The organism is Streptomyces sp. CS113, from assembly GCF_002188365.1.
In the GTDB taxonomy this organism is placed as follows: Bacteria; Actinomycetota; Actinomycetes; order Streptomycetales; family Streptomycetaceae; genus Streptomyces; species Streptomyces tendae.
Map to the genome: position 1 here is coordinate 7,031,475 of NZ_KZ195574.1, position 18,995 is coordinate 7,050,469.

The 18,995-nt window shown below is 71.5% G+C and carries 18 protein-coding genes; 17 read left to right on the top strand and 1 reads right to left on the bottom strand.

Annotation, left to right across the window (positions count from 1 at the left end):
* Positions 1–26: 26 nt before the first annotated feature.
* The 11 genes from ruvX (at position 27) to nusB (ending at position 10,100) form a co-directional block, all read left to right on the top strand.
* The gene (gene ruvX, locus B9W62_RS31675) at positions 27–491 is read left to right on the top strand and encodes a Holliday junction resolvase RuvX (RefSeq protein ID WP_179236160.1); all 465 of its coding nucleotides are present in this window, start codon (positions 27–29) and stop codon (positions 489–491) included.
* Between the two features lie 127 nt (positions 492–618).
* On the top strand, positions 619–2,370 hold the full coding sequence (gene mltG / locus B9W62_RS31685) for an endolytic transglycosylase MltG (protein ID WP_087810352.1): 1,752 nt from the start codon (positions 619–621) through the stop codon (positions 2,368–2,370).
* Positions 2,351–3,190 carry a shikimate dehydrogenase gene (locus tag B9W62_RS31690; protein WP_087810353.1) on the top strand — a complete coding sequence of 280 codons (840 nt, stop codon included), beginning with the start codon at positions 2,351–2,353 and terminating at the stop codon, positions 3,188–3,190. The genes mltG and B9W62_RS31690 overlap by 20 nt, the downstream gene beginning before the upstream one ends.
* A gap of 47 nt (positions 3,191–3,237) precedes the next feature.
* Positions 3,238–3,558 carry a hypothetical protein gene (locus B9W62_RS31695; RefSeq protein WP_087810354.1) on the top strand — a complete coding sequence of 107 codons (321 nt, stop codon included), beginning with the start codon at positions 3,238–3,240 and terminating at the stop codon, positions 3,556–3,558.
* 267 nt (positions 3,559–3,825) lie between these two features.
* Entirely contained in the window at positions 3,826–5,010 is a 1,185-nt protein-coding gene (gene aroC, locus B9W62_RS31700) for a chorismate synthase (RefSeq protein WP_087810355.1), read from the top strand.
* A complete protein-coding gene (locus tag B9W62_RS31705) occupies positions 5,007–5,522 on the top strand; it encodes a shikimate kinase (protein WP_087810356.1) in 516 nt (171 codons plus the stop codon). Before aroC ends, B9W62_RS31705 begins: the two co-directional genes overlap by 4 nt.
* On the top strand, positions 5,519–6,610 hold the full coding sequence (gene aroB / locus B9W62_RS31710) for a 3-dehydroquinate synthase (protein WP_087810357.1): 1,092 nt from the start codon (positions 5,519–5,521) through the stop codon (positions 6,608–6,610). Before B9W62_RS31705 ends, aroB begins: the two co-directional genes overlap by 4 nt.
* Before the next feature lie 168 nt (positions 6,611–6,778).
* The gene (locus B9W62_RS31715) at positions 6,779–7,729 is read left to right on the top strand and encodes a Pro-rich N-terminal domain-containing protein (RefSeq protein WP_087810358.1); all 951 of its coding nucleotides are present in this window, start codon (positions 6,779–6,781) and stop codon (positions 7,727–7,729) included.
* A 203-nt stretch (positions 7,730–7,932) separates the two neighbouring features.
* Positions 7,933–9,039, top strand: a complete 1,107-nt coding sequence (locus tag B9W62_RS31720; RefSeq protein WP_087810359.1) for an aminopeptidase P family protein — start codon at positions 7,933–7,935, stop codon at positions 9,037–9,039.
* 63 nt (positions 9,040–9,102) lie between these two features.
* On the top strand, positions 9,103–9,669 hold the full coding sequence (gene efp, locus B9W62_RS31725; protein ID WP_087810360.1) for an elongation factor P: 567 nt from the start codon (positions 9,103–9,105) through the stop codon (positions 9,667–9,669).
* 2 nt (positions 9,670–9,671) lie between these two features.
* Positions 9,672–10,100 carry a transcription antitermination factor NusB gene (nusB, locus tag B9W62_RS31730; RefSeq protein ID WP_087810361.1) on the top strand — a complete coding sequence of 143 codons (429 nt, stop codon included), beginning with the start codon at positions 9,672–9,674 and terminating at the stop codon, positions 10,098–10,100.
* A gap of 112 nt (positions 10,101–10,212) precedes the next feature.
* Here the strand turns inward: nusB and bldD are convergent, their stop codons facing one another.
* A complete protein-coding gene (gene bldD / locus B9W62_RS31735) occupies positions 10,213–10,716 on the bottom strand; it encodes a transcriptional regulator BldD (RefSeq protein WP_003977337.1) in 504 nt (167 codons plus the stop codon).
* A 297-nt stretch (positions 10,717–11,013) separates the two neighbouring features.
* Here bldD and pyrR point away from each other — a divergent pair, with 297 nt between their 5' ends.
* The 6 genes from pyrR to carB all read left to right on the top strand — a co-directional run bounded on the left by pyrR (position 11,014) and on the right by carB (position 18,991).
* A complete protein-coding gene (pyrR, locus tag B9W62_RS31740; protein ID WP_087810362.1) occupies positions 11,014–11,595 on the top strand; it encodes a bifunctional pyr operon transcriptional regulator/uracil phosphoribosyltransferase PyrR in 582 nt (193 codons plus the stop codon).
* 112 nt (positions 11,596–11,707) lie between these two features.
* Positions 11,708–12,688, top strand: coding sequence for an aspartate carbamoyltransferase catalytic subunit (locus B9W62_RS31745; protein ID WP_087810363.1), 981 nt, complete (start codon positions 11,708–11,710; stop codon positions 12,686–12,688).
* Positions 12,689–12,692: 4 nt separating this feature from the next.
* Positions 12,693–13,979 carry a dihydroorotase gene (locus tag B9W62_RS31750; RefSeq protein ID WP_087810364.1) on the top strand — a complete coding sequence of 429 codons (1,287 nt, stop codon included), beginning with the start codon at positions 12,693–12,695 and terminating at the stop codon, positions 13,977–13,979.
* Positions 13,976–14,551, top strand: coding sequence for a PH-like domain-containing protein (locus B9W62_RS31755; protein ID WP_087810365.1), 576 nt, complete (start codon positions 13,976–13,978; stop codon positions 14,549–14,551). The genes B9W62_RS31750 and B9W62_RS31755 overlap by 4 nt, the downstream gene beginning before the upstream one ends.
* The gene (carA, locus tag B9W62_RS31760) at positions 14,548–15,690 is read left to right on the top strand and encodes a glutamine-hydrolyzing carbamoyl-phosphate synthase small subunit (RefSeq protein ID WP_087810366.1); all 1,143 of its coding nucleotides are present in this window, start codon (positions 14,548–14,550) and stop codon (positions 15,688–15,690) included. The genes B9W62_RS31755 and carA overlap by 4 nt, the downstream gene beginning before the upstream one ends.
* Positions 15,683–18,991 (top strand): carbamoyl-phosphate synthase large subunit, encoded by a 3,309-nt coding sequence (gene carB, locus B9W62_RS31765; RefSeq protein WP_087810367.1) that lies wholly within the window; start codon positions 15,683–15,685, stop codon positions 18,989–18,991. The genes carA and carB overlap by 8 nt, the downstream gene beginning before the upstream one ends.
* The last annotated feature ends 4 nt before the right edge of the window (positions 18,992–18,995 follow it).

An 18,995-nucleotide genomic window follows, 5' to 3' on the forward strand; every position in this document is an offset into this window, starting at 1 on the left:
AGAACGACCGGACGGACGGCCCGGCGATGCGCCGCGGCCGCCGGCTGGCCGTGGACGTCGGTGACGCCCGCATCGGGGTCGCGTCCTGCGACCCCGACGGCATCCTCGCCACCCCGGTGGAGACCGTCCCCGGCCGCGACGTCCCGGCCGCGCACCGGCGCCTGCGGCAGCTGGTCGCGGAGTACGAGCCCATCGAGGTCGTCGTCGGCCTCCCCCGCTCCCTCAAGGGGGGCGAGGGCCCGGCCGCCGCCAAGGTCAGGGGCTTCACGCAGGAGCTGGCCAGGGGCATCGCGCCCGTCCCGGTCCGGCTGGTGGACGAACGCATGACGACGGTCACCGCCAGCCAGGGGCTGCGCGCCTCGGGAGTGAAGTCCAAGAAGGGCCGGTCCGTCATCGACCAGGCCGCAGCCGTGATCATCCTCCAGCAGGCCCTCGAATCCGAACGGGTGTCAGGCAGGCCACCCGGCGAGGGCGTCGAAGTGGTCATCTGATCGCGGTACGGTAACGTTCCGCGCGATGCGGAGGCATTCGAACAGCCACCGCACAGCAAGAGGCGGAACGGAAGCGGACCCTTCGGCACAGGTCGCGCCCCCGTCGCCTCGCGGCTCTAGGGGATCGATGACTGAGTATGGCCGGGGCCCAGGCTCCGAACCGTGGCATCCCGAGGACCCGTTGTACGGGGACGGCGGATGGGGCGGGCAGCAGGCCCAGGCGGGTCAGCAGTCCCCCTACGGCGGCCAGCCGCAGCAGTATCCGGAGCAGCAGGCGCAGCAGGGTTACGGCGACTGGAGCAACGGCGGCCAGTCGTCGTACGGCGGCGGGCAGCCTCAGTACGACGCGTACGGCCACCAGCACCCCGAGCCCCAGTACGACCAGTACGGTCAGCCCCAGTACGACCAGCACTCGTACGGCGGACAGCAGCAGTACGACCAGCAGTACGCGCCCCAGGCCCAGCCGCAGCAGGGCTACGACAACGGCGGCTGGGGCAGCGGCGCGCACCCCCAGGCGCACTATCCCGCCGACCCGTCCGACCCCTACGGACAGCAGGCCGGCGGCTACGGCGCCGAACAGCCCGACTTCTACGGCACCCCCGAGGCGTACCCGCCGCCGGAGCCGCCCACCCGCCGGCGCGCCGAGCCCGAGCCGCAGCGCACCGACTGGGATCCCGGACCGGACGAGGGGGAGCACGCCTTCTTCGCCGGCGGGGACGCGGACGAGGACGACGACGCGCCGGGCGACGGCCGCGGCGGTCGCGAGGACCGCAGGGCCCGGGGCGGCGGCAAGCCGAAGAAACGCCGCAGCGGATGCGCCTGCCTGGTGGTGTGCCTGGTGCTCGGCGGCGGCGTGGCAGGTGTCGGATATTTCGGATACCAGTTTTACCAGGATCGTTTCGGCGCGGCCCCGGACTACGCGGGCGACGGCAACGGCGAGCAGGTGACCGTCACCATCCCCAAGGGCGCGGGCGGCTCCACGATCGGCCAGGAACTCAAGCGGCAGGGCGTGGTGAAGAGCGTCGACGCGTTCATCTCCGCCCAGCAGAGCAACCCCCGCGGCAAGAGCATCCAGGACGGCGTGTACACGTTGCAGAAGGAGATGTCGGCCGACAGCGCGGTCGAACTCCTGCTCAGCCCGAAGAGCCGCAGCAACCTGATCATCGCCGAGGGCAGGCGCAACGCCGACGTCTACAAGCTCATCGACAAACGCCTCGAGGTGAAGGACGGCACCACCGCCAAGGTCGCCAAGTCCGAGTACAAGAGCCTCGGTCTGCCCGAATGGGCGCTGAACCACAAGGACGTCAAGGACCCGCTGGAGGGCTTCCTCTACCCGTCCAGCTACTCGGCGGCCAAGGGCCAGAAGCCCGAGGACGTGCTCAAGCAGATGGTGGCACGAGCCAGCGAGCAGTACGAGAAGATCGGCCTGGAGCAGAAGGCGGAGAGCCTCGGCCTCGAAGGGCCGTGGGAGCTGCTCACCGCCGCGAGCCTGGTGCAGGCCGAGGGCAAGACGCACGAGGACTTCCGCAAGATGGCCGAGGTCATCTACAACAGGCTCAAGACCGACAACACCGAGACGAACCAGAAGCTCCAGTTCGACTCGACGTTCAACTACCTCATGGGCCAGAGCAAGATCCACATCAGCGAGTCCGAGATCAACACCAACCCGGACCCGTACAACACCTACTACCACCGGGGCCTGCCGCCCGGCCCCATCAGCAACCCCGGCGAAGAGGCCCTGCAAGCGGCGCTCAACCCCACCAAGGACGGCTGGATCTACTTCGTGGCCACCGACGGCGTGAAGAGGACCGAGTTCGCCAAGACCCACGACGAGTTCCTGAAGCTGAAGGACAAGTTCGATGCCAGCTCCGGCAACTGACCGGCGCCGGGCCGCCGTGCTCGGCTCCCCGATCGCCCACTCCCTCTCCCCGGCGCTGCACCGCGCCGCCTACGCGGAGCTGGGCCTCGCGGACTGGACGTACGACCGCTTCGACGTGGACGAGGCGGCGCTGCCGGGCTTCTTCGAGGGGCTCGGGCCCGAGTGGGCCGGGCTGTCGCTGACCATGCCGCTCAAGCGGGCGGTGATCCCGCTGCTCGACGAGGTCAGCGCGACGGCGGCCTCCGTGGACGCGGTGAACACGGTCGTCCTCACCGAGGACGGCCGCAGGACCGGCGACAACACCGACATCCCCGGCATCGTCGCCGCCCTGCGCGAGCACGGTGTCGAGAAGGCCGAGTCCGCCGCGATCCTCGGCGCCGGCGCCACCGCGTCCTCCGCGCTCGCCGCGCTGGCCCGGATCTGCACCGGCGAGATCGCCGTCTACGTGCGCAGCGCGGCGCGCGCCGACGAGATGCGGGGCTGGGCCCGGCGGCTGGACGTCGACGTGCGCATCGCGGACTGGTCGGACGCCGAGGAGGCACTGCGTGCCCCGCTGGTGGTGGCCACCACACCGGCCGGCGCCACCGACGCCCTCGCCGCCGCCGTCCCGGAGATGCCCGCCACCCTCTTCGACGTGCTCTACGACCCCTGGCCCACCGCGCTCGCCGCGCGCTGGTCGGCCTACGGCGGTGCCGTCGTCAGCGGCCTCGACCTGCTGCTGCACCAGGCGGTGCTCCAGGTGGAGCAGATGACCGGCCGGGCCCCCGCGCCGCTGGCCGCCATGCGAAAAGCGGGAGAACAGGCGCTCGCGGATCGCTAATATCCCTCGGGTTCCGCAGGGGGCGGAACGGGAGGGGAAGACGATCCATGTACACAGGTGTGCCGCTGGCCTCCGCCAAGACCCAGGTCTTCGAGGCCGTCCTGGGTTTCCTGCCCGACTGGGTGCAGTTCACGATGCTCGCCCTCGTCGTGCTCGCCGTCGTCGCGAGCTGGGTGGTCAAGGTGCGGCGCAGGCTCGCCCGGCGCCGCGCGAGCCGCGCGGGCCTGCCCCTGCCGGGGACGGCGCGGGCGGGGCAGAGCGGCGCGGACTTCCTCGGTCCCTACGCTCCGGCGCAGCGGCAGGAGAGCGGGGCCGACTTCCTCGGGTCCTACGCTCCGGCGCAGCGGCAGGGCGACCGGCCCGCGTGACGCCGCCGGGTCCGCCCCGGGCGTCGGGCGTTCCCGTTCGTGCTCCGTGCTCCGTGCTCCGTGCTCCGTGCTCCGTGCTCCGTGCTCCCTGCTCCGTGCGCGTGTGCCGTCCGCGCGTCCGTCAAATGGACCGGCGACCGGGTGCGGCGGCCGGACGTGGGAGGATCGGAGGCGGCGGACCGGGGCCGCGCACCCGGTCGGACCGTCGCGTACGCGGAGAAGACGCGTACGCGGGGCATACCGGGGCGCGAGCACTGAGGAGCACCGTTGAGCAGGTTGCGCTGGCTGACCGCGGGGGAGTCCCACGGTCCCGCACTCGTCGCGACACTGGAGGGACTGCCCGCCGGTGTGCCGATCACCACCGAGATGGTGGCGGACCACCTGGCGAGGCGGCGGCTCGGCTACGGTCGCGGTGCGCGGATGAAGTTCGAGCGCGACGAGGTCACCTTCCTCGGCGGCGTCCGGCACGGTCTGACCATGGGCTCCCCGGTCGCCGTCATGGTCGGCAACACCGAGTGGCCCAAGTGGGAGCAGGTCATGGCGGCCGACCCGGTGGACCCGGAGGTGCTGGCCGGCCTCGCGCGCAACGCCCCGCTGACCCGGCCGCGCCCCGGTCACGCGGACCTCGCCGGCATGCAGAAGTACGGCTTCGACGAGGCCCGGCCGATCCTCGAGCGCGCCTCCGCCCGGGAGACGGCGGCCCGTGTCGCGCTGGGCGCGGTGGCCCGGTCGTACCTGAAGGAGACGACCGGCGTCGAGATCGTCAGCCATGTCGTCGAGCTGGCCTCGGCGAAGGCGCCCCGCGGGGTCTACCCGACGCCGGCCGACGTGGAGCGGCTGGACGCCGACCCGGTGCGCTGCCTGGACGCGGACGCGTCGAAGGCGATGGTCGCCGAGATCGACCAGGCCCACAAGGACGGCGACACGCTCGGCGGTGTCGTCGAGATCCTCGCCTACGGCGTGCCGGTGGGCCTCGGCTCGCACGTCCACTGGGACCGCAAGCTCGACGCGCGCCTGGCGGGTGCCCTCATGGGCATCCAGGCGATCAAGGGCGTCGAGATCGGCGACGGCTTCGAACTGGCCCGCGTGCCCGGTTCCCGGGCCCACGACGAGATCGTGAACACACCGGACGGCATCCGGCGCGTCTCCGGCCGCTCCGGCGGCACCGAGGGCGGTCTCACCACCGGTGAGCTGCTGCGGGTGCGCGCCGCGATGAAGCCGATCGCGACCGTGCCGCGCGCCCTGAAGACCGTGGACGTGACCACCGGCGAGGCCGCGCAGGCCCACCACCAGCGCTCCGACGTGTCCGCGGTCCCCGCCGCCGGCATCGTCGCCGAGGCCATGGTGGCCCTGGTCCTCGCCGACGCGGTTGCCGAGAAGTTCGGCGGCGACAGCGTGCCCGAGACCCGCCGCAACGTGCGGTCCTACCTCGACAACCTGGACATCCGATGAGCGCACCGCTGATCGTCCTGGTCGGACCGATGGGGGTCGGCAAGTCCACCGTCGGGCAGCTCCTCGCCGAGCGGCTGGGCACGGGATACCGGGACACGGACGAGGACATCGTCATCGCCCAGGGGCGGACCATCGCCGAGATCTTCGTGGACGAGGGCGAGGCCGCCTTCCGGGCCCTGGAGAAGGAGGCCGTGCGGACCGCGCTCGCCGAGCACGAGGGCGTCCTCGCCCTCGGCGGCGGCGCGGTCCTGGACGCGGACACCCGCGCGCTGCTCGCCGGGCAGCGGGTCGTCTACCTCTCGATGGACGTCGAGGAGGCCGTCAAGCGCACCGGCCTGAACGCGGCGCGTCCGCTGCTGGCGGTCAACCCGCGCAAACAGTGGCGCGAACTGATGGAAGCCCGCCGGCACCTCTACGAGGAGGTCGCCACGGCCGTCGTGGCCACGGACGGCCGTACGCCGGAAGAAGTCACCCAAGCCGCCCTGGACGCAGTGGAGTTGAAGGACGTATGAGCGAGGCAGTCACCCGGATCCCGATCGGCGGCACCGCGGGGTCCGACCCCTACGAGGTCCTGGTGGGCCGTCAGCTCCTGGGCGAGCTGGGCGGCCTGATCGGCACGAAGGCCAAGCGCGTCGCGGTGATCCACCCCGAGGCGCTCGCCGAGACCGGTGACGCGCTGCGCGCCGACCTCGCCGGGCAGGGCTACGAGGCGATCGCCATCCAGGTGCCCAACGCCGAGGAGGCCAAGACGGCCGAGGTCGCCGCGTACTGCTGGAAGGCGCTCGGCCAGTCCGGGTTCACCCGTACCGACGTCATCGTCGGGGTCGGCGGCGGTGCCAGCACCGACCTGGCCGGATTCGTGGCCGCGACCTGGCTGCGCGGGGTGCGCTGGATCGCCGTCCCCACCACGGTGCTGGCCATGGTGGACGCCGCCGTCGGCGGCAAGACCGGCATCAACACCGCCGAGGGCAAGAACCTCGTCGGCTCCTTCCACCCGCCGGCCGGTGTCCTGTGCGACCTCGCCGCCCTGGACTCCCTCCCGGTCAACGACTACGTCTCGGGCCTGGCCGAGGTCATCAAGGCCGGCTTCATCGCCGACCCGGCGATCCTCGACCTGATCGAGTCCGACCCGCAGGCCGCGCGCACCCCGGCCGGACCGCACACCGCCGAGCTGATCGTGCGCTCCATCAAGGTCAAGGCCGAGGTCGTCTCGTCCGACCTCAAGGAAGCGGGCCTGAGGGAGATCCTCAACTACGGCCACACCCTCGGCCACGCCATCGAGAAGAACGAGCGCTACAAGTGGCGCCACGGCGCCGCCGTCTCCGTCGGCATGCACTTCGCCGCCGAACTCGGCCGCCTCGCGGGCCGCCTGGACGACGCCACCGCCGACCGGCACCGCGCCATCCTCGAAGCGGTCGGCCTGCCGCTGCACTACCGCTACGACCAGTGGCCCAAGCTGGTCGAGAACATGAAGGTCGACAAGAAGTCGCGCGGTGACCTGCTGCGCTTCATCGTCCTGGACGGCCTCGCCAAGCCCACCGTTCTGGAGGGCCCCGACCCGGCCGTCCTCCTCGCCGCCTACGGCGAGGTGGGCGAGTAGTACCCCGGTGCGTCGTTCCGCCCGATTCGGCGTGCGGGACGGGCACTTCGGGCCGTCCCCGGCCGTTCACCAAACGACGGCCGGGGGCGGTACCGTTCGGTAGCAAGACGGCGGGGCCTCCTTCCCGCCGTCAGCGCCCATCGCCTGTACGAGACGGAGTGGCACCGGATGCAGCACCCAGTGGGTTCTCCGCTGCCGCCGCCCCACCAGCCGGGGCACGGAGCGGCCCTCGGCTGGTCCCCGGCCGCACACCACCCCGGCCCGCCCCAGGGCCCCGCCCCCCTGCCGCCGCCCGCGCCGGGATACCCCATGGCGCCGCGCCAGGCCCCGGCCCCGCCCCCGGGCTCCGGCCCGGCCCCGCACCAGCCGCCGCCCGCCCCGGCACCCCACCAGCCGGCCCCCGCCCCGGCACCCCGCCAGCCGGCCCCCGCCCCGGCACCCCGCCAGCCGGCTTCCGCCGCGCCCGCGCCGGACACCACCGGCCACGTGCCGCTGCCGCCCGGTGGCCCGGTGGCCGTGCCCAGCGTGCCTCCCGCCACGGCCGCCGCGCCCGACCCCACCACGACCACCCTCGCGGTGCTGCTCATCGGCCCCGCGGGCGCGGGAAAGACCAGCGTGGCCAAGTACTGGGCGGACCACCGCCGGGTCCCGACCGCGCACATCAGCCTCGACGACGTCCGCGAATGGGTCCGCTCCGGCTTCGCCGACCCCCAGACCGGGTGGAACGAGCACTCGGAGGCGCAGTACCGCCTCGCCCGCCGCACCTGCGGCTTCTCCGCCCGGAACTTCCTCGCCAACGGCATCTCCTGCATCCTCGACGACGCGGTCTTCCCGGACCGCCCGGTCGTCGGCCTCGGCGGCTGGAAGCGGCACGTCGGACCCGGCCTGCTCCCGGTCGTGCTGCTGCCCGGCCTGGACATCGTCCTGGAGCGCAACGCCGAGCGCAGCGGCAACCGCCGCCTCACCGACGAGGAGGTCGCCCGCATCCACGGCCGCATGGCCGGCTGGTACGGCTCCGGCCTCCCCATCATCGACAACTCCCAACTCGACATCCCGGAAACCGCCCACCTCCTGGACGAGGTCCTCTCCCGCTCGATAGCGAGCCCCCCGAACTGGTAGACGCCGTTCAGGCCGGCGCCCCGAAGGGGCGCGGGGCTGTATCGACATGCGGCTCCGCCGCGGGGGCGCGAGCAACCCCCACCGGCGTCCGGCCGCCACCCAACCCAAGGCCCCACCCCTGTAGGCGCACCCCGCATCTCCCGGTCCCGCCCACTCGGCCCACCCAAGCGGCGCCCCCACCGGCGGAGCCATACGCTCGGCTCATGTCAGAGGTCTACGCGGCCCGCCGGACGCGCCTACGGGAACGCTGCAACGCGGGCGGCAGCGCGGCGGCGCTCGTCTCCCGGCCCGCCAACGTGCGCTATCTCGCGGGCGCCGCCCCGCACGGCGCCGTACTGCTGCTCGGCAGGACCGAGGACCTGCTGGTCTGCTCCGGCCCACCGGACGACCGGCCGCACGAGGGCCGGCCCGACGAGTCCCTCCAGCTCCGCACCCTGCCCGGCCCCGGCGGCGATCCGGCCGTCGCGGCCACCGGTCTCGCCGCGGACCAGGGTGCCGAGTCCCTCGCCGCGGAGGACCACCACCTCACCGTGGTCCGCCACCGCGCCATGCGCTCGGTCGCGCCGACGCTGCGCCTGACCGACCTCGGACAGGCCGTCGAGCAGCTGAGGGTGGTCAAGGACGAGGAGGAGATCTCCTGCCTGCGCATCGGCGCCGAGATCGCCGACCAGGCCCTCGGCGAGCTGCTGGAGTCCATCCTGGTCGGCCGTACCGAGCGGCACCTGGCCCTGGAGCTGGAACGCCGCCTCGTCGACCACGGCGCGGACGGCCCCGCCTTCCCCACCTCGGTGGGCACCGGACCCAACTCCGGGCGCCGCGGCCACCGGCCCACCGACCGGCGGGTGGAGGAGGGCGACTTCCTCTCCGTGTGCCTGGGCGCGACGTACCGCGGCTACCGCTGCGAGATCGGCCGTACGTTCGTCATCGGCACCTCGCCGGCCGATTGGCAGATCGAGCTGTACGACCTCGTCTTCGCCGCCCAGCGGGCCGGACGCGAGGCCCTCGCACCCGGTGCCGCCTGCCGCGATGTGGACCGCGCCACCCGCCAGGCACTGGACTCGGCGGGGTACGCGGAGAACCTTCCGGCACTCACCGGTCACGGTGTCGGACTCGAAATCGACGAGGACCCGCAATTGGCCCCCGCGGCCATGGGTAAACTGGACGCTTGTGTGCCGGTCACCGTCGAACCGGGGGTTCACCTCCCGGGCCGGGGCGGAGTCCGGATCGATGACACGCTCGTCGTGCGCCCCGAGGCGGACGGCGGACCCGAGCTACTCACCATCACGACCAAGGAGCTGCTCGCGCTCTAGCCTCGCGCTGTGCGTACGCTCCCGGGTCGTCCACGACAGTCCAGTCCAGGAGATTCCGCAACCGTGGCTTCCACGAACGACCTCAAGAACGGCCTGGTGCTCAAGCTCGAAGGCGGCCAGCTCTGGTCCGTCGTCGAGTTCCAGCACGTCAAGCCCGGCAAGGGCCCGGCCTTCGTGCGCACCAAGCTCAAGAACGTGCTTTCCGGCAAGGTGGTCGACAAGACCTTCAATGCCGGCGTCAAGGTCGAGACGGCCACTGTCGACAAGCGTGACATGCAGTTCTCGTACATGGACGGCGACTACTTCGTCTTCATGGACATGGAGACGTACGACCAGCTGATGATCGACCGCAAGGTCGTCGGCGACGCCGCCAACTTCCTCATCGAGGGCTTCGAGGCCACCGTCGCGCAGCACGAGGGCGAGGTCCTCTTCGTCGAGCTGCCCGCCGCCGTCGAGCTGACCGTCCAGGAGACCGAGCCGGGCGTCCAGGGCGACCGCTCCACCGGCGGCACCAAGCCCGCCACCCTGGAGACCGGTCACCAGATCAACGTCCCGCTCTTCATCACCACCGGTGAGAAGATCAAGGTCGACACCCGCACGAGCGACTACCTCGGCCGGGTGAACAGCTAACCGTGGCTGCTCGCAACACGGCCCGCAAGCGCGCCTTCCAGATCCTCTTCGAGGGCGATCAGCGCGGCGCCGACGTCCTGACGGTGCTCGCCGACTGGGTCCGGCACTCCCGGTCCGACACCCGGCAGCCGCCGGTGAGTGAGTACACGATGGAGCTGGTCGAGGGCTACGCCGAGCGCGCCAAGCGCATCGACGAGCTGATCGCCCAGTACTCGGTCGACTGGACGCTGGACCGGATGCCGGTCGTCGACCGCAACATCCTGCGCCTGGGCGCCTACGAGCTGCTCTGGGTGGACGCGACCCCGGACGCCGTCGTCCTGGACGAGATGGTGCAGTTGGCGAAGGAGTTCTCCACCGACGAGTCGCCTGCGTTCGTCAACGGGCTGCTCGGCCGGCTGAAGGACCTGAAGCCGTCGCTGCGCCGGGAGTAGCTCCAGGAGCCGTGCCCGCGCCGCACACAGGCAAGAAACCGCCGGGGTGGCCAGAACCGTACGAACGGTTCCGGCCACCCCGGCGGCACGTTTCTGCTGAGGTGGGCGAGGCTCAGAGCTCGTCGTGGGACGCCACCGCGCGGCGCGCGTCCGCGTCCAGGACGCCCCAGCTGATCAGCTGCTCGGTGAGGACCGAGGGCGACTGGTCGTAGATGACGGCGAGTGTGCGCAGGTCGTCCTGGCGGATCGAGAGCACCTTGCCGTTGTAGTCACCGCGCTGCGACTGGATCGTGGCCGCGTACCGCTGGAGGGGGCCCGCCTTCTCGGCCGGCACGGTGGCCAGCCGCTCCAGGTCCAGGACCAGCTTCGGCGGCGGCTCGGCGGCACCGCCGGGGGTGGTGCCCGGCAGCAGCTCCTGCACGGGGACGCCGTAGAAGTCCGCCAGCTCGGCGAGGCGCTGCACGGTCACGGCACGGTCGCCGCGCTCGTACGAACCGACCACGACGGCCTTCCAGCGGCCCTGGGACTTCTCCTCGACACCGTGGAGGGAAAGGCCCTGCTGGGTGCGGATGGCCCGGAGCTTGGCCCCGAGCTGTTTGGCGTATTCGCTGGACATATGGCTCCCCGGACAAGGTGTCGACGCGGCAGGCTCTGTTGTCGGCCGCGCGGCTGGTAACTCACTGTGAGGTTACGCAGCGTTACTCTGCTGCGTCAAGCCGAATGGTCCGCACCGACTCTTCCGTGGTATTCGCGATCCGTTACTCCGAGCGGGTGATCGGGGTGCGGCAGAAGAGTGACAGGGGAGTGTCAGGGGGGCCTTCGAGGAGGGTCTGTGGGCCTGCTACCGTAGGTGGCGCATATCCGACGTCCTTTAAAGTCCGTCCCGTGAGGCGGAGAAGGGGGTCCGTTTCGTATGGACAAGCAGCAGGACCAGCAGCAGGACGCGCGGCCCGTTCTCGAAGGGCCCGACATCGCGCGGGTACTGACCCGCATCGCCCACGAGATCGTCGAACGCGCCAAGGGTGCCGACGACGTGGTGCTCCTCGGCATCCCGACCCGGGGCGTCTTCCTCGCCCGGCGGCTCGCCGACAAGCTGGAGCAGATCACCGAGCGCAAGATGCCGGTCGGCTCGCTCGACATCACCATGTACCGCGACGACCTGCGCATGCACCCCCCGCGTGCCCTGGCCCGCACCGAGATCCCCGGTGACGGCATCGACGGCCGCCTCGTCGTCCTCGTCGACGACGTGCTCTTCTCCGGCCGCACCATCCGCGCCGCCCTCGACGCGCTGAACGACATCGGCCGCCCGCGCGCGGTGCAGCTCGCCGTCCTCGTCGACCGCGGCCACCGCGAACTGCCCATCCGCGCCGACTACGTCGGCAAGAACCTCCCGACGTCGCTGCGGGAGACGGTCAAGGTCCAGCTCGCCGAGGAGGACGGTCGCGACACCGTACTGCTCGGTGCCAAGCCGGACGCCTCGGGCGCCCACCCGTAGCACCCCGCGTATGCGCCGCCGTGCCGTGCGCGCGCTCGGCGTGCCCGCACGCACGCCAGGACGCCCGAATTATCCCGCTCTTCCGCACGACTCGCCCTACGGAGCCTGACAGATGCAGCGTCATCTCATCTCGGCCGCCGACCTCACCCGCGACGACGCCGTCCTGATCCTCGACACCGCCGAGGAGATGGCCCGGGTCGCGGACCGGCCGATCAAGAAACTGCCCACCCTGCGCGGCCGCACCGTCGTCAACCTCTTCTTCGAGGACTCCACCCGGACCCGGATCTCCTTCGAGGCCGCCGAGAAGCGCCTGTCCGCGGACGTCATCAACTTCACCGCCAAGGGCTCCAGCGTCTCCAAGGGCGAGTCCCTCAAGGACACCGCCCAGACCCTGGAGGCGATGGGCGTCGACGCCGTCGTCATCCGGCACAGCGCGTCCGGCGCCCCCTACCGCCTGGCCACCTCCGGCTGGATCGACGCCGCCGTGGTCAACGCCGGGGACGGCACCCACCAGCACCCCACCCAGGCCCTGCTCGACGCCTTCACCATGCGCCGCCGCCTGGTCGGCCGCGACGCCGGGCTCGGCAAGGACCTGGACGGCCGGCGGATCACCCTCGTCGGCGACATCCTGCACAGCCGCGTCGCCCGCTCCAACGTCGACCTGCTGCACACCCTCGGCGCCCAGGTCACCCTCGTGGCCCCGCCCACCCTGCTGCCGGTCGGCGTCGAGACCTGGCCCTGCGAGGTCTCCTACGACCTCGACTCCACGCTGCCCAAGTCCGACGCGGTGATGCTGCTGCGCGTGCAGCGCGAGCGGATGAACGCCGCGTTCTTCCCCACCGAGCGCGAGTACTCCCGCCGCTACGGCCTCGACGGCGACCGCATGGCGAAGATGCCCGGCCACGCCATCGTGATGCACCCCGGCCCCATGGTCCGCGGCATGGAGATCACCGCCGAGGTCGCCGACTCCGACCGCTGCACCGTCGTGGAGCAGGTCACCAACGGCGTCTCCATCCGGATGGCCGTCCTCTACCTGCTGCTCGGCGGCAACGAGCCCGCCGTGTCCCACGCCCGCCCCACCGAGGAGAAGTAAGACGATGAGCAAGACCCTGATCCGCGGTGCGAAGGTGCTCGGCGGCGAGCCGCAGGACGTGCTGATCGACGGCGGCGTCGTCGAGGCGGTCGGCCAGGACCTGTCCGCCGAGGGCGCGGAGGTCGTCGAGGCGGGCGGCCGGGTGCTGCTGCCCGGCCTGGTCGACCTGCACACCCACCTGCGCGAGCCCGGCCGCGAGGACTCCGAGACCGTCCTGACCGGCACCCGCGCGGCGGCGAGCGGCGGCTACACCAACGTCTTCGCCATGGCCAACACCTTCCCGGTCGCCGACACCGCCGGCGTGGTCGAGCAGGTCTGGCGGCTCGGCCAGGAGTCCGGCTACTGCGACGTGCAGCCCATCGGCGCCGTCACCGTCGGCCTGGAGGGCGCCAAGCTCGCCGAGCTGGGCGCCATGCACGAGTCCGCGGCCGGCGTCACCGTCTTCTCCGACGACGGCAAGTGCGTCCACGACGCCGTGATCATGCGCCGCGCCCTGGAGTACGTGAAGGCCTTCAACGGCGTCGTCGCCCAGCACGCCCAGGAGCCCCGGCTCACCGAGGGCGCCCAGATGAACGAGGGCGTCGTCTCCGCCGAGCTGGGCCTCGGCGGCTGGCCCGCCGTCGCCGAGGAGTCGATCATCGCCCGGGACGTGCTGCTCGCCGAGCACGTCGGCTCCCGCGTCCACATCTGCCACCTGTCGACCGCCGGGTCCGTCGAGATCGTCCGCTGGGCCAAGTCCCGCGGCATCGACGTCACCGCCGAGGTCACCCCGCACCACCTGCTCCTCACCGACGAGCTGGTCCGGTCGTACAACCCGGTCTACAAGGTCAACCCGCCGCTGCGCACCGAGCGCGACGTCATGGCCCTGCGCGAGGCGCTCGCCGACGGCACGATCGACATCGTCGCCACCGACCACGCCCCGCACCCGCACGAGGACAAGGACTGCGAGTGGGCCGCCGCCGCTATGGGGATGGTGGGCCTGGAGACCGCGCTGTCGGTGGTACAGGCGACCATGGTGGACACGGGCCTGCTGGACTGGGCCGGCGTCGCCGACCGGATGTCCTTCAAGCCCGCCAGGATCGGACAGGCCACCGGACACGGCCGTCCCGTCTCGGCAGGTGAGCCCGCCAACCTCACCCTCGTCGACACGGAATACCGTGGCCCGGTGGACCCCGCGGGCTTCGCCTCGCGCAGTCGCAACACCCCCTACGAGGGGCGTGAGCTGCCGGGCCGTGTGACGCACACGTGGCTGCGGGGCAAGGCCACGCTCGTCGACGGGAAGCTCACGTGACATCTGCAGCACCGGTAATCCTGCTGGCCGCCGAGAAGGAATCGGCACAAGTGACCGACTGGGCCGCCCGCGTCGGCTGGGTCGTCGGCCTCGGCCTCTTCGTCGCGCTGGTCTACTGGCTGATGCGCGAGGGCTGGAAGTGGCGCGGCACGCTCCAGGGCGACCTGCCGGCCCTGCCCAGCGCGCCGGACGACCCGGGCGCGGCGAAACTGGTGCTGAGCGGCCGCTACCACGGCTCCACCACCGCGGGGCAGTGGCTGGACCGCATCGTCGCGCACGGCCTGGGCACCCGCAGCCGGGTCGAGCTGACCCTGACCGACGCGGGACTGGACGTCGTACGGCCCGGCGCGGCGGACTTCTTCGTCCCCGTCGCCGCGCTGCGCGAGGCCCGGCTCGACAAGGGCATCGCCGGCAAGGTCCTCACCGAGGGCGGCCTGCTGGTCGTCACCTGGGCGCACGGCGACAAGCTGATCGACTCCGGCTTCCGCTCCGACCACGCGGCCGAGCACAACGAGTGGGTCGACACCCTGAACGACATGATCAACAAGACGGAAACGGAAGGCGCACGATGACGACCTCCACCAGGGGAGCCCACCGGACTCCCGCCGTACTCGTCCTGGAGGACGGCCGGATCTTCCGCGGCCGCGCCTACGGGGCCGTGGGGGCCACCTTCGGCGAAGCCGTGTTCTCAACCGGCATGACCGGCTACCAGGAGACCCTCACCGACCCGTCGTACCACCGCCAGGTCGTCGTGATGACCGCCCCGCACGTCGGGAACACCGGGATCAACGACGAGGACATGGAGTCCAAGAAGATCTGGGTCTCCGGCTACGTCGTGCGCGACCCCGCACGCGTGCCCTCCAACTGGCGCTCGACGCGCTCCCTCGACGAGGAGCTGGCCGCCCAGGGCGTCGTCGGCATCAGCGGCATCGACACCCGCGCCCTCACCCGCCACCTGCGCGAGCGCGGCGCCATGCGCGTCGGCATCTTCTCCGGCGAGGCGCTGCCCGACGAGGGCACCATGCTCACCGAGGTCCGCCAGGCCCCCGAGATGAGCGGCGCCGACCTCTCCGCCGAGGTCGCCACCACCGAGGCGTACGTCGTCCCGGCGATCGGCGAGAAGAAGTTCACCGTCGCCGCCGTCGACCTCGGCATCAAGGGCATGACCCCGCACCGCATGGCCGAGCGCGGCATCGAGGTGCACGTCCTGCCCGCCACGGCGAGCGTCGACGACGTCTACGCCGTCGAGCCGGACGGAGTGTTCTTCTCCAACGGCCCCGGCGACCCCGCCACCGCCGACCACCCGGTCTCCGTGATGCGGGGCGTCCTGGAGCGCGGCACCCCGCTCTTCGGCATCTGCTTCGGCAACCAGATCCTGGGCCGCGCGCTCGGCTTCGGCACCTTCAAGCTGAAGTACGGCCACCGCGGCATCAACCAGCCCGTGCAGGACCGTACGACCGGCAAGGTCGAGGTCACCGCGCACAACCACGGATTCGCCGTCGACGCCCCGCTCGACCAGGTCTCCGACACCCCCTACGGCCGCGCCGAGGTCTCCCACGTCTGCCTCAACGACAACGTGGTGGAGGGGCTCCAGCTCCTCGACCGGCCGGCCTTCAGCGTCCAGTACCACCCCGAAGCGGCGGCCGGCCCGCACGACGCCGCCTACCTGTTCGACCGCTTCGTGAAGCTCATGGAGGGCCAGCGTGCCTAAGCGCACCGATATCCAGTCCGTCCTGGTCATCGGCTCCGGCCCGATCGTCATCGGCCAGGCCGCCGAGTTCGACTACTCCGGCACCCAGGCGTGCCGCGTGCTCAAGGCCGAGGGCCTGCGCGTCGTCCTGGTGAACTCCAACCCGGCGACGATCATGACCGACCCGGAGATCGCCGACGCCACCTACGTCGAGCCGATCACCCCCGAGTTCGTCGAGAAGATCATCGCCAAGGAGCGCCCCGACGCGCTCCTGCCCACCCTGGGCGGCCAGACGGCCCTCAACACCGCCATCTCGCTGCACGGCAACGGCGTCCTGGAGAAGTACGGCGTCGAACTGATCGGCGCCAACGTCGAGGCCATCAACAAGGGCGAGGACCGCGACCTGTTCAAGGAGGTCGTCGAGGAGGTCCGCAAGAAGATCGGCCACGGCGAGTCCGCCCGGTCCTACATCTGCCACTCCATGGACGACGTCCTCAAGGGCGTCGACGCGCTCGGCGGCTACCCCGTCGTCGTCCGCCCCTCCTTCACCATGGGCGGCGCCGGTTCCGGCTTCGCGCACGACGAGGAGGAGCTGCGCCGCATCGCCGGTCAGGGCCTCACCCTCTCGCCGACCACCGAGGTGCTCCTGGAGGAGTCCATCCTCGGCTGGAAGGAGTACGAGCTGGAGCTGATGCGCGACAAGAACGACAACGTCGTGGTCGTCTGCTCCATCGAGAACTTCGACCCGATGGGCGTGCACACCGGCGACTCGATCACCGTGGCGCCCGCCATGACGCTGACCGACCGCGAGTACCAGACCCTGCGCGACGTCGGCATCGCGATCATCCGCGAGGTCGGCGTCGACACCGGCGGCTGCAACATCCAGTTCGCGGTGAACCCCGAGGACGGTCGCGTGATCGTCATCGAGATGAACCCGCGCGTGTCGCGCTCCTCGGCCCTCGCCTCCAAGGCGACCGGCTTCCCCATCGCCAAGATCGCGGCCAAGCTCGCCGTCGGCTACACGCTGGACGAGATCCCGAACGACATCACGCAGGAGACCCCGGCCTCCTTCGAGCCGACCCTCGACTACGTGGTCGTCAAGGCCCCGCGGTTCGCCTTCGAGAAGTTCCCGAGCGCCGACTCCACCCTCACCACCACCATGAAGTCGGTCGGCGAGGCCATGGCCATCGGCCGCAACTTCACCGAGGCCTTCCAGAAGGCGCTGCGCTCGCTGGAGAAGAAGGGCAGCCAGTTCACCTTCGTCGGCGAGCCCGGCGACAAGAAGGCGCTGCTCGAAGAGGCCGTGCGGCCCACCGACGGCCGGATCAACGCCGTCATGCAGGCCATCCGCGCGGGCGCCACGCCCGAGGAGGTCTTCGAGTACACGAAGATCGACCCCTGGTTCGTCGACCAGCTCTTCCTGATCAAGGAGATCGCCGACGAGCTGGCCGCCGCGCCCGAGCTGACCGCCGACCTGCTCGCCGAGGCCAAGCGGCACGGCTTCTCCGACCAGCAGCTCGGTGAGATCCGCGGCCTGCGCGAGGACGTCGTGCGCGAGGTGCGGCACGCGCTCGGCATCCGCCCGGTCTACAAGACGGTCGACACCTGCGCCGCCGAGTTCGCCGCGAAGACGCCGTACTTCTACTCCTCCTACGACGAGGAGACCGAGGTCGCGCCGCGCGAGAAGCCGGCCGTCATCATCCTGGGCTCCGGCCCGAACCGCATCGGCCAGGGCATCGAGTTCGACTACTCCTGCGTCCACGCCTCCTTCGCGCTGTCGGACGCCGGGTACGAGACCGTGATGGTCAACTGCAACCCCGAGACCGTCTCCACCGACTACGACACCTCCGACCGGCTGTACTTCGAGCCGCTCACCCTGGAGGACGTGCTGGAGATCGTCCACGCGGAGCAGCAGGCCGGACCGGTCGCGGGCGTGGTCGTCCAGCTCGGCGGCCAGACCCCGCTGGGCCTGTCCCAGGCGCTCAAGGACAACGGCGTGCCGGTCGTCGGCACCTCGCCCGAGGCCATCCACGCCGCCGAGGACCGCGGCGCCTTCGGCCGGGTCCTCGCGGAGGCCGGACTGCCCGCCCCCAAGCACGGCACCGCCACCACCTTCGCCGGGGCCAAGGCCATCGCCGACGAGATCGGCTACCCGGTCCTGGTGCGGCCCTCCTACGTCCTGGGCGGACGCGGCATGGAGATCGTCTACGACGAGACCCGCCTGGAGGCGTACATCGCCGAGTCGACCGAGATCAGCCCCTCCCGGCCGGTCCTGGTCGACCGCTTCCTGGACGACGCCATCGAGATCGACGTCGACGCCCTGTACGACGGCGAGGAGCTGTACCTCGGCGGCGTCATGGAGCACATCGAGGAGGCCGGCATCCACTCCGGCGACTCGGCGTGCGCCCTGCCCCCGATCACGCTCGGCGGCTTCGACATCAAGCGGCTGCGCGCCTCCACCGAGGGCATCGCCAAGGGCGTCGGCGTGCGCGGCCTGATCAACATCCAGTTCGCGCTCGCCGGGGACATCCTCTACGTCCTGGAGGCCAACCCGCGCGCCTCGCGCACCGTCCCCTTCACCTCGAAGGCGACCGCGGTGCCGCTGGCCAAGGCCGCCGCCCGCATCTCGCTGGGCGCCACCATCGCCGAACTGCGCGCCGAGGGCCTGCTCCCGGCCACCGGCGACGGCGGCGAGCTGCCGCTGGACGCGCCGATCTCCGTCAAGGAGGCCGTCATGCCGTGGTCCCGCTTCCGGGACATCCACGGCCGCGGCGTCGACACGGTCCTCGGCCCGGAGATGCGCTCCACCGGCGAGGTCATGGGCATCGACTCCGTCTTCGGCACGGCGTACGCCAAGTCGCAGGCGGGCGCGTACGGTCCGCTGCCGACCAAGGGCCGCGCCTTCATCTCGGTCGCCAACCGCGACAAGCGCTCGATGATCTTCCCGGCCCGCGAGCTGGTCGCCCACGGCTTCGAGCTGATGGCCACCTCCGGTACCGCCGAGGTCCTGCGCCGCAACGGCATCAACGCCACCGTCGTGCGCAAGCAGTCCGAGGGCACCGGCCCGAACGGCGAGAAGACCATCGTCCAGCTGATCCACGACGGCGAGGTCGACCTCATCGTCAACACCCCGTACGGCACCGGCGGCCGCCTCGACGGCTACGACATCCGTACGGCGGCCGTGGCCCGCTCCGTGCCCTGCCTGACCACGGTCCAGGCGCTGGCGGCGGCGGTGCAGGGCATCGACGCCCTCAACCACGGCGACGTGGGAGTGCGCTCACTCCAGGAACACGCCGAATTCCTGATCGCCGCCCGCGACTAGCAGC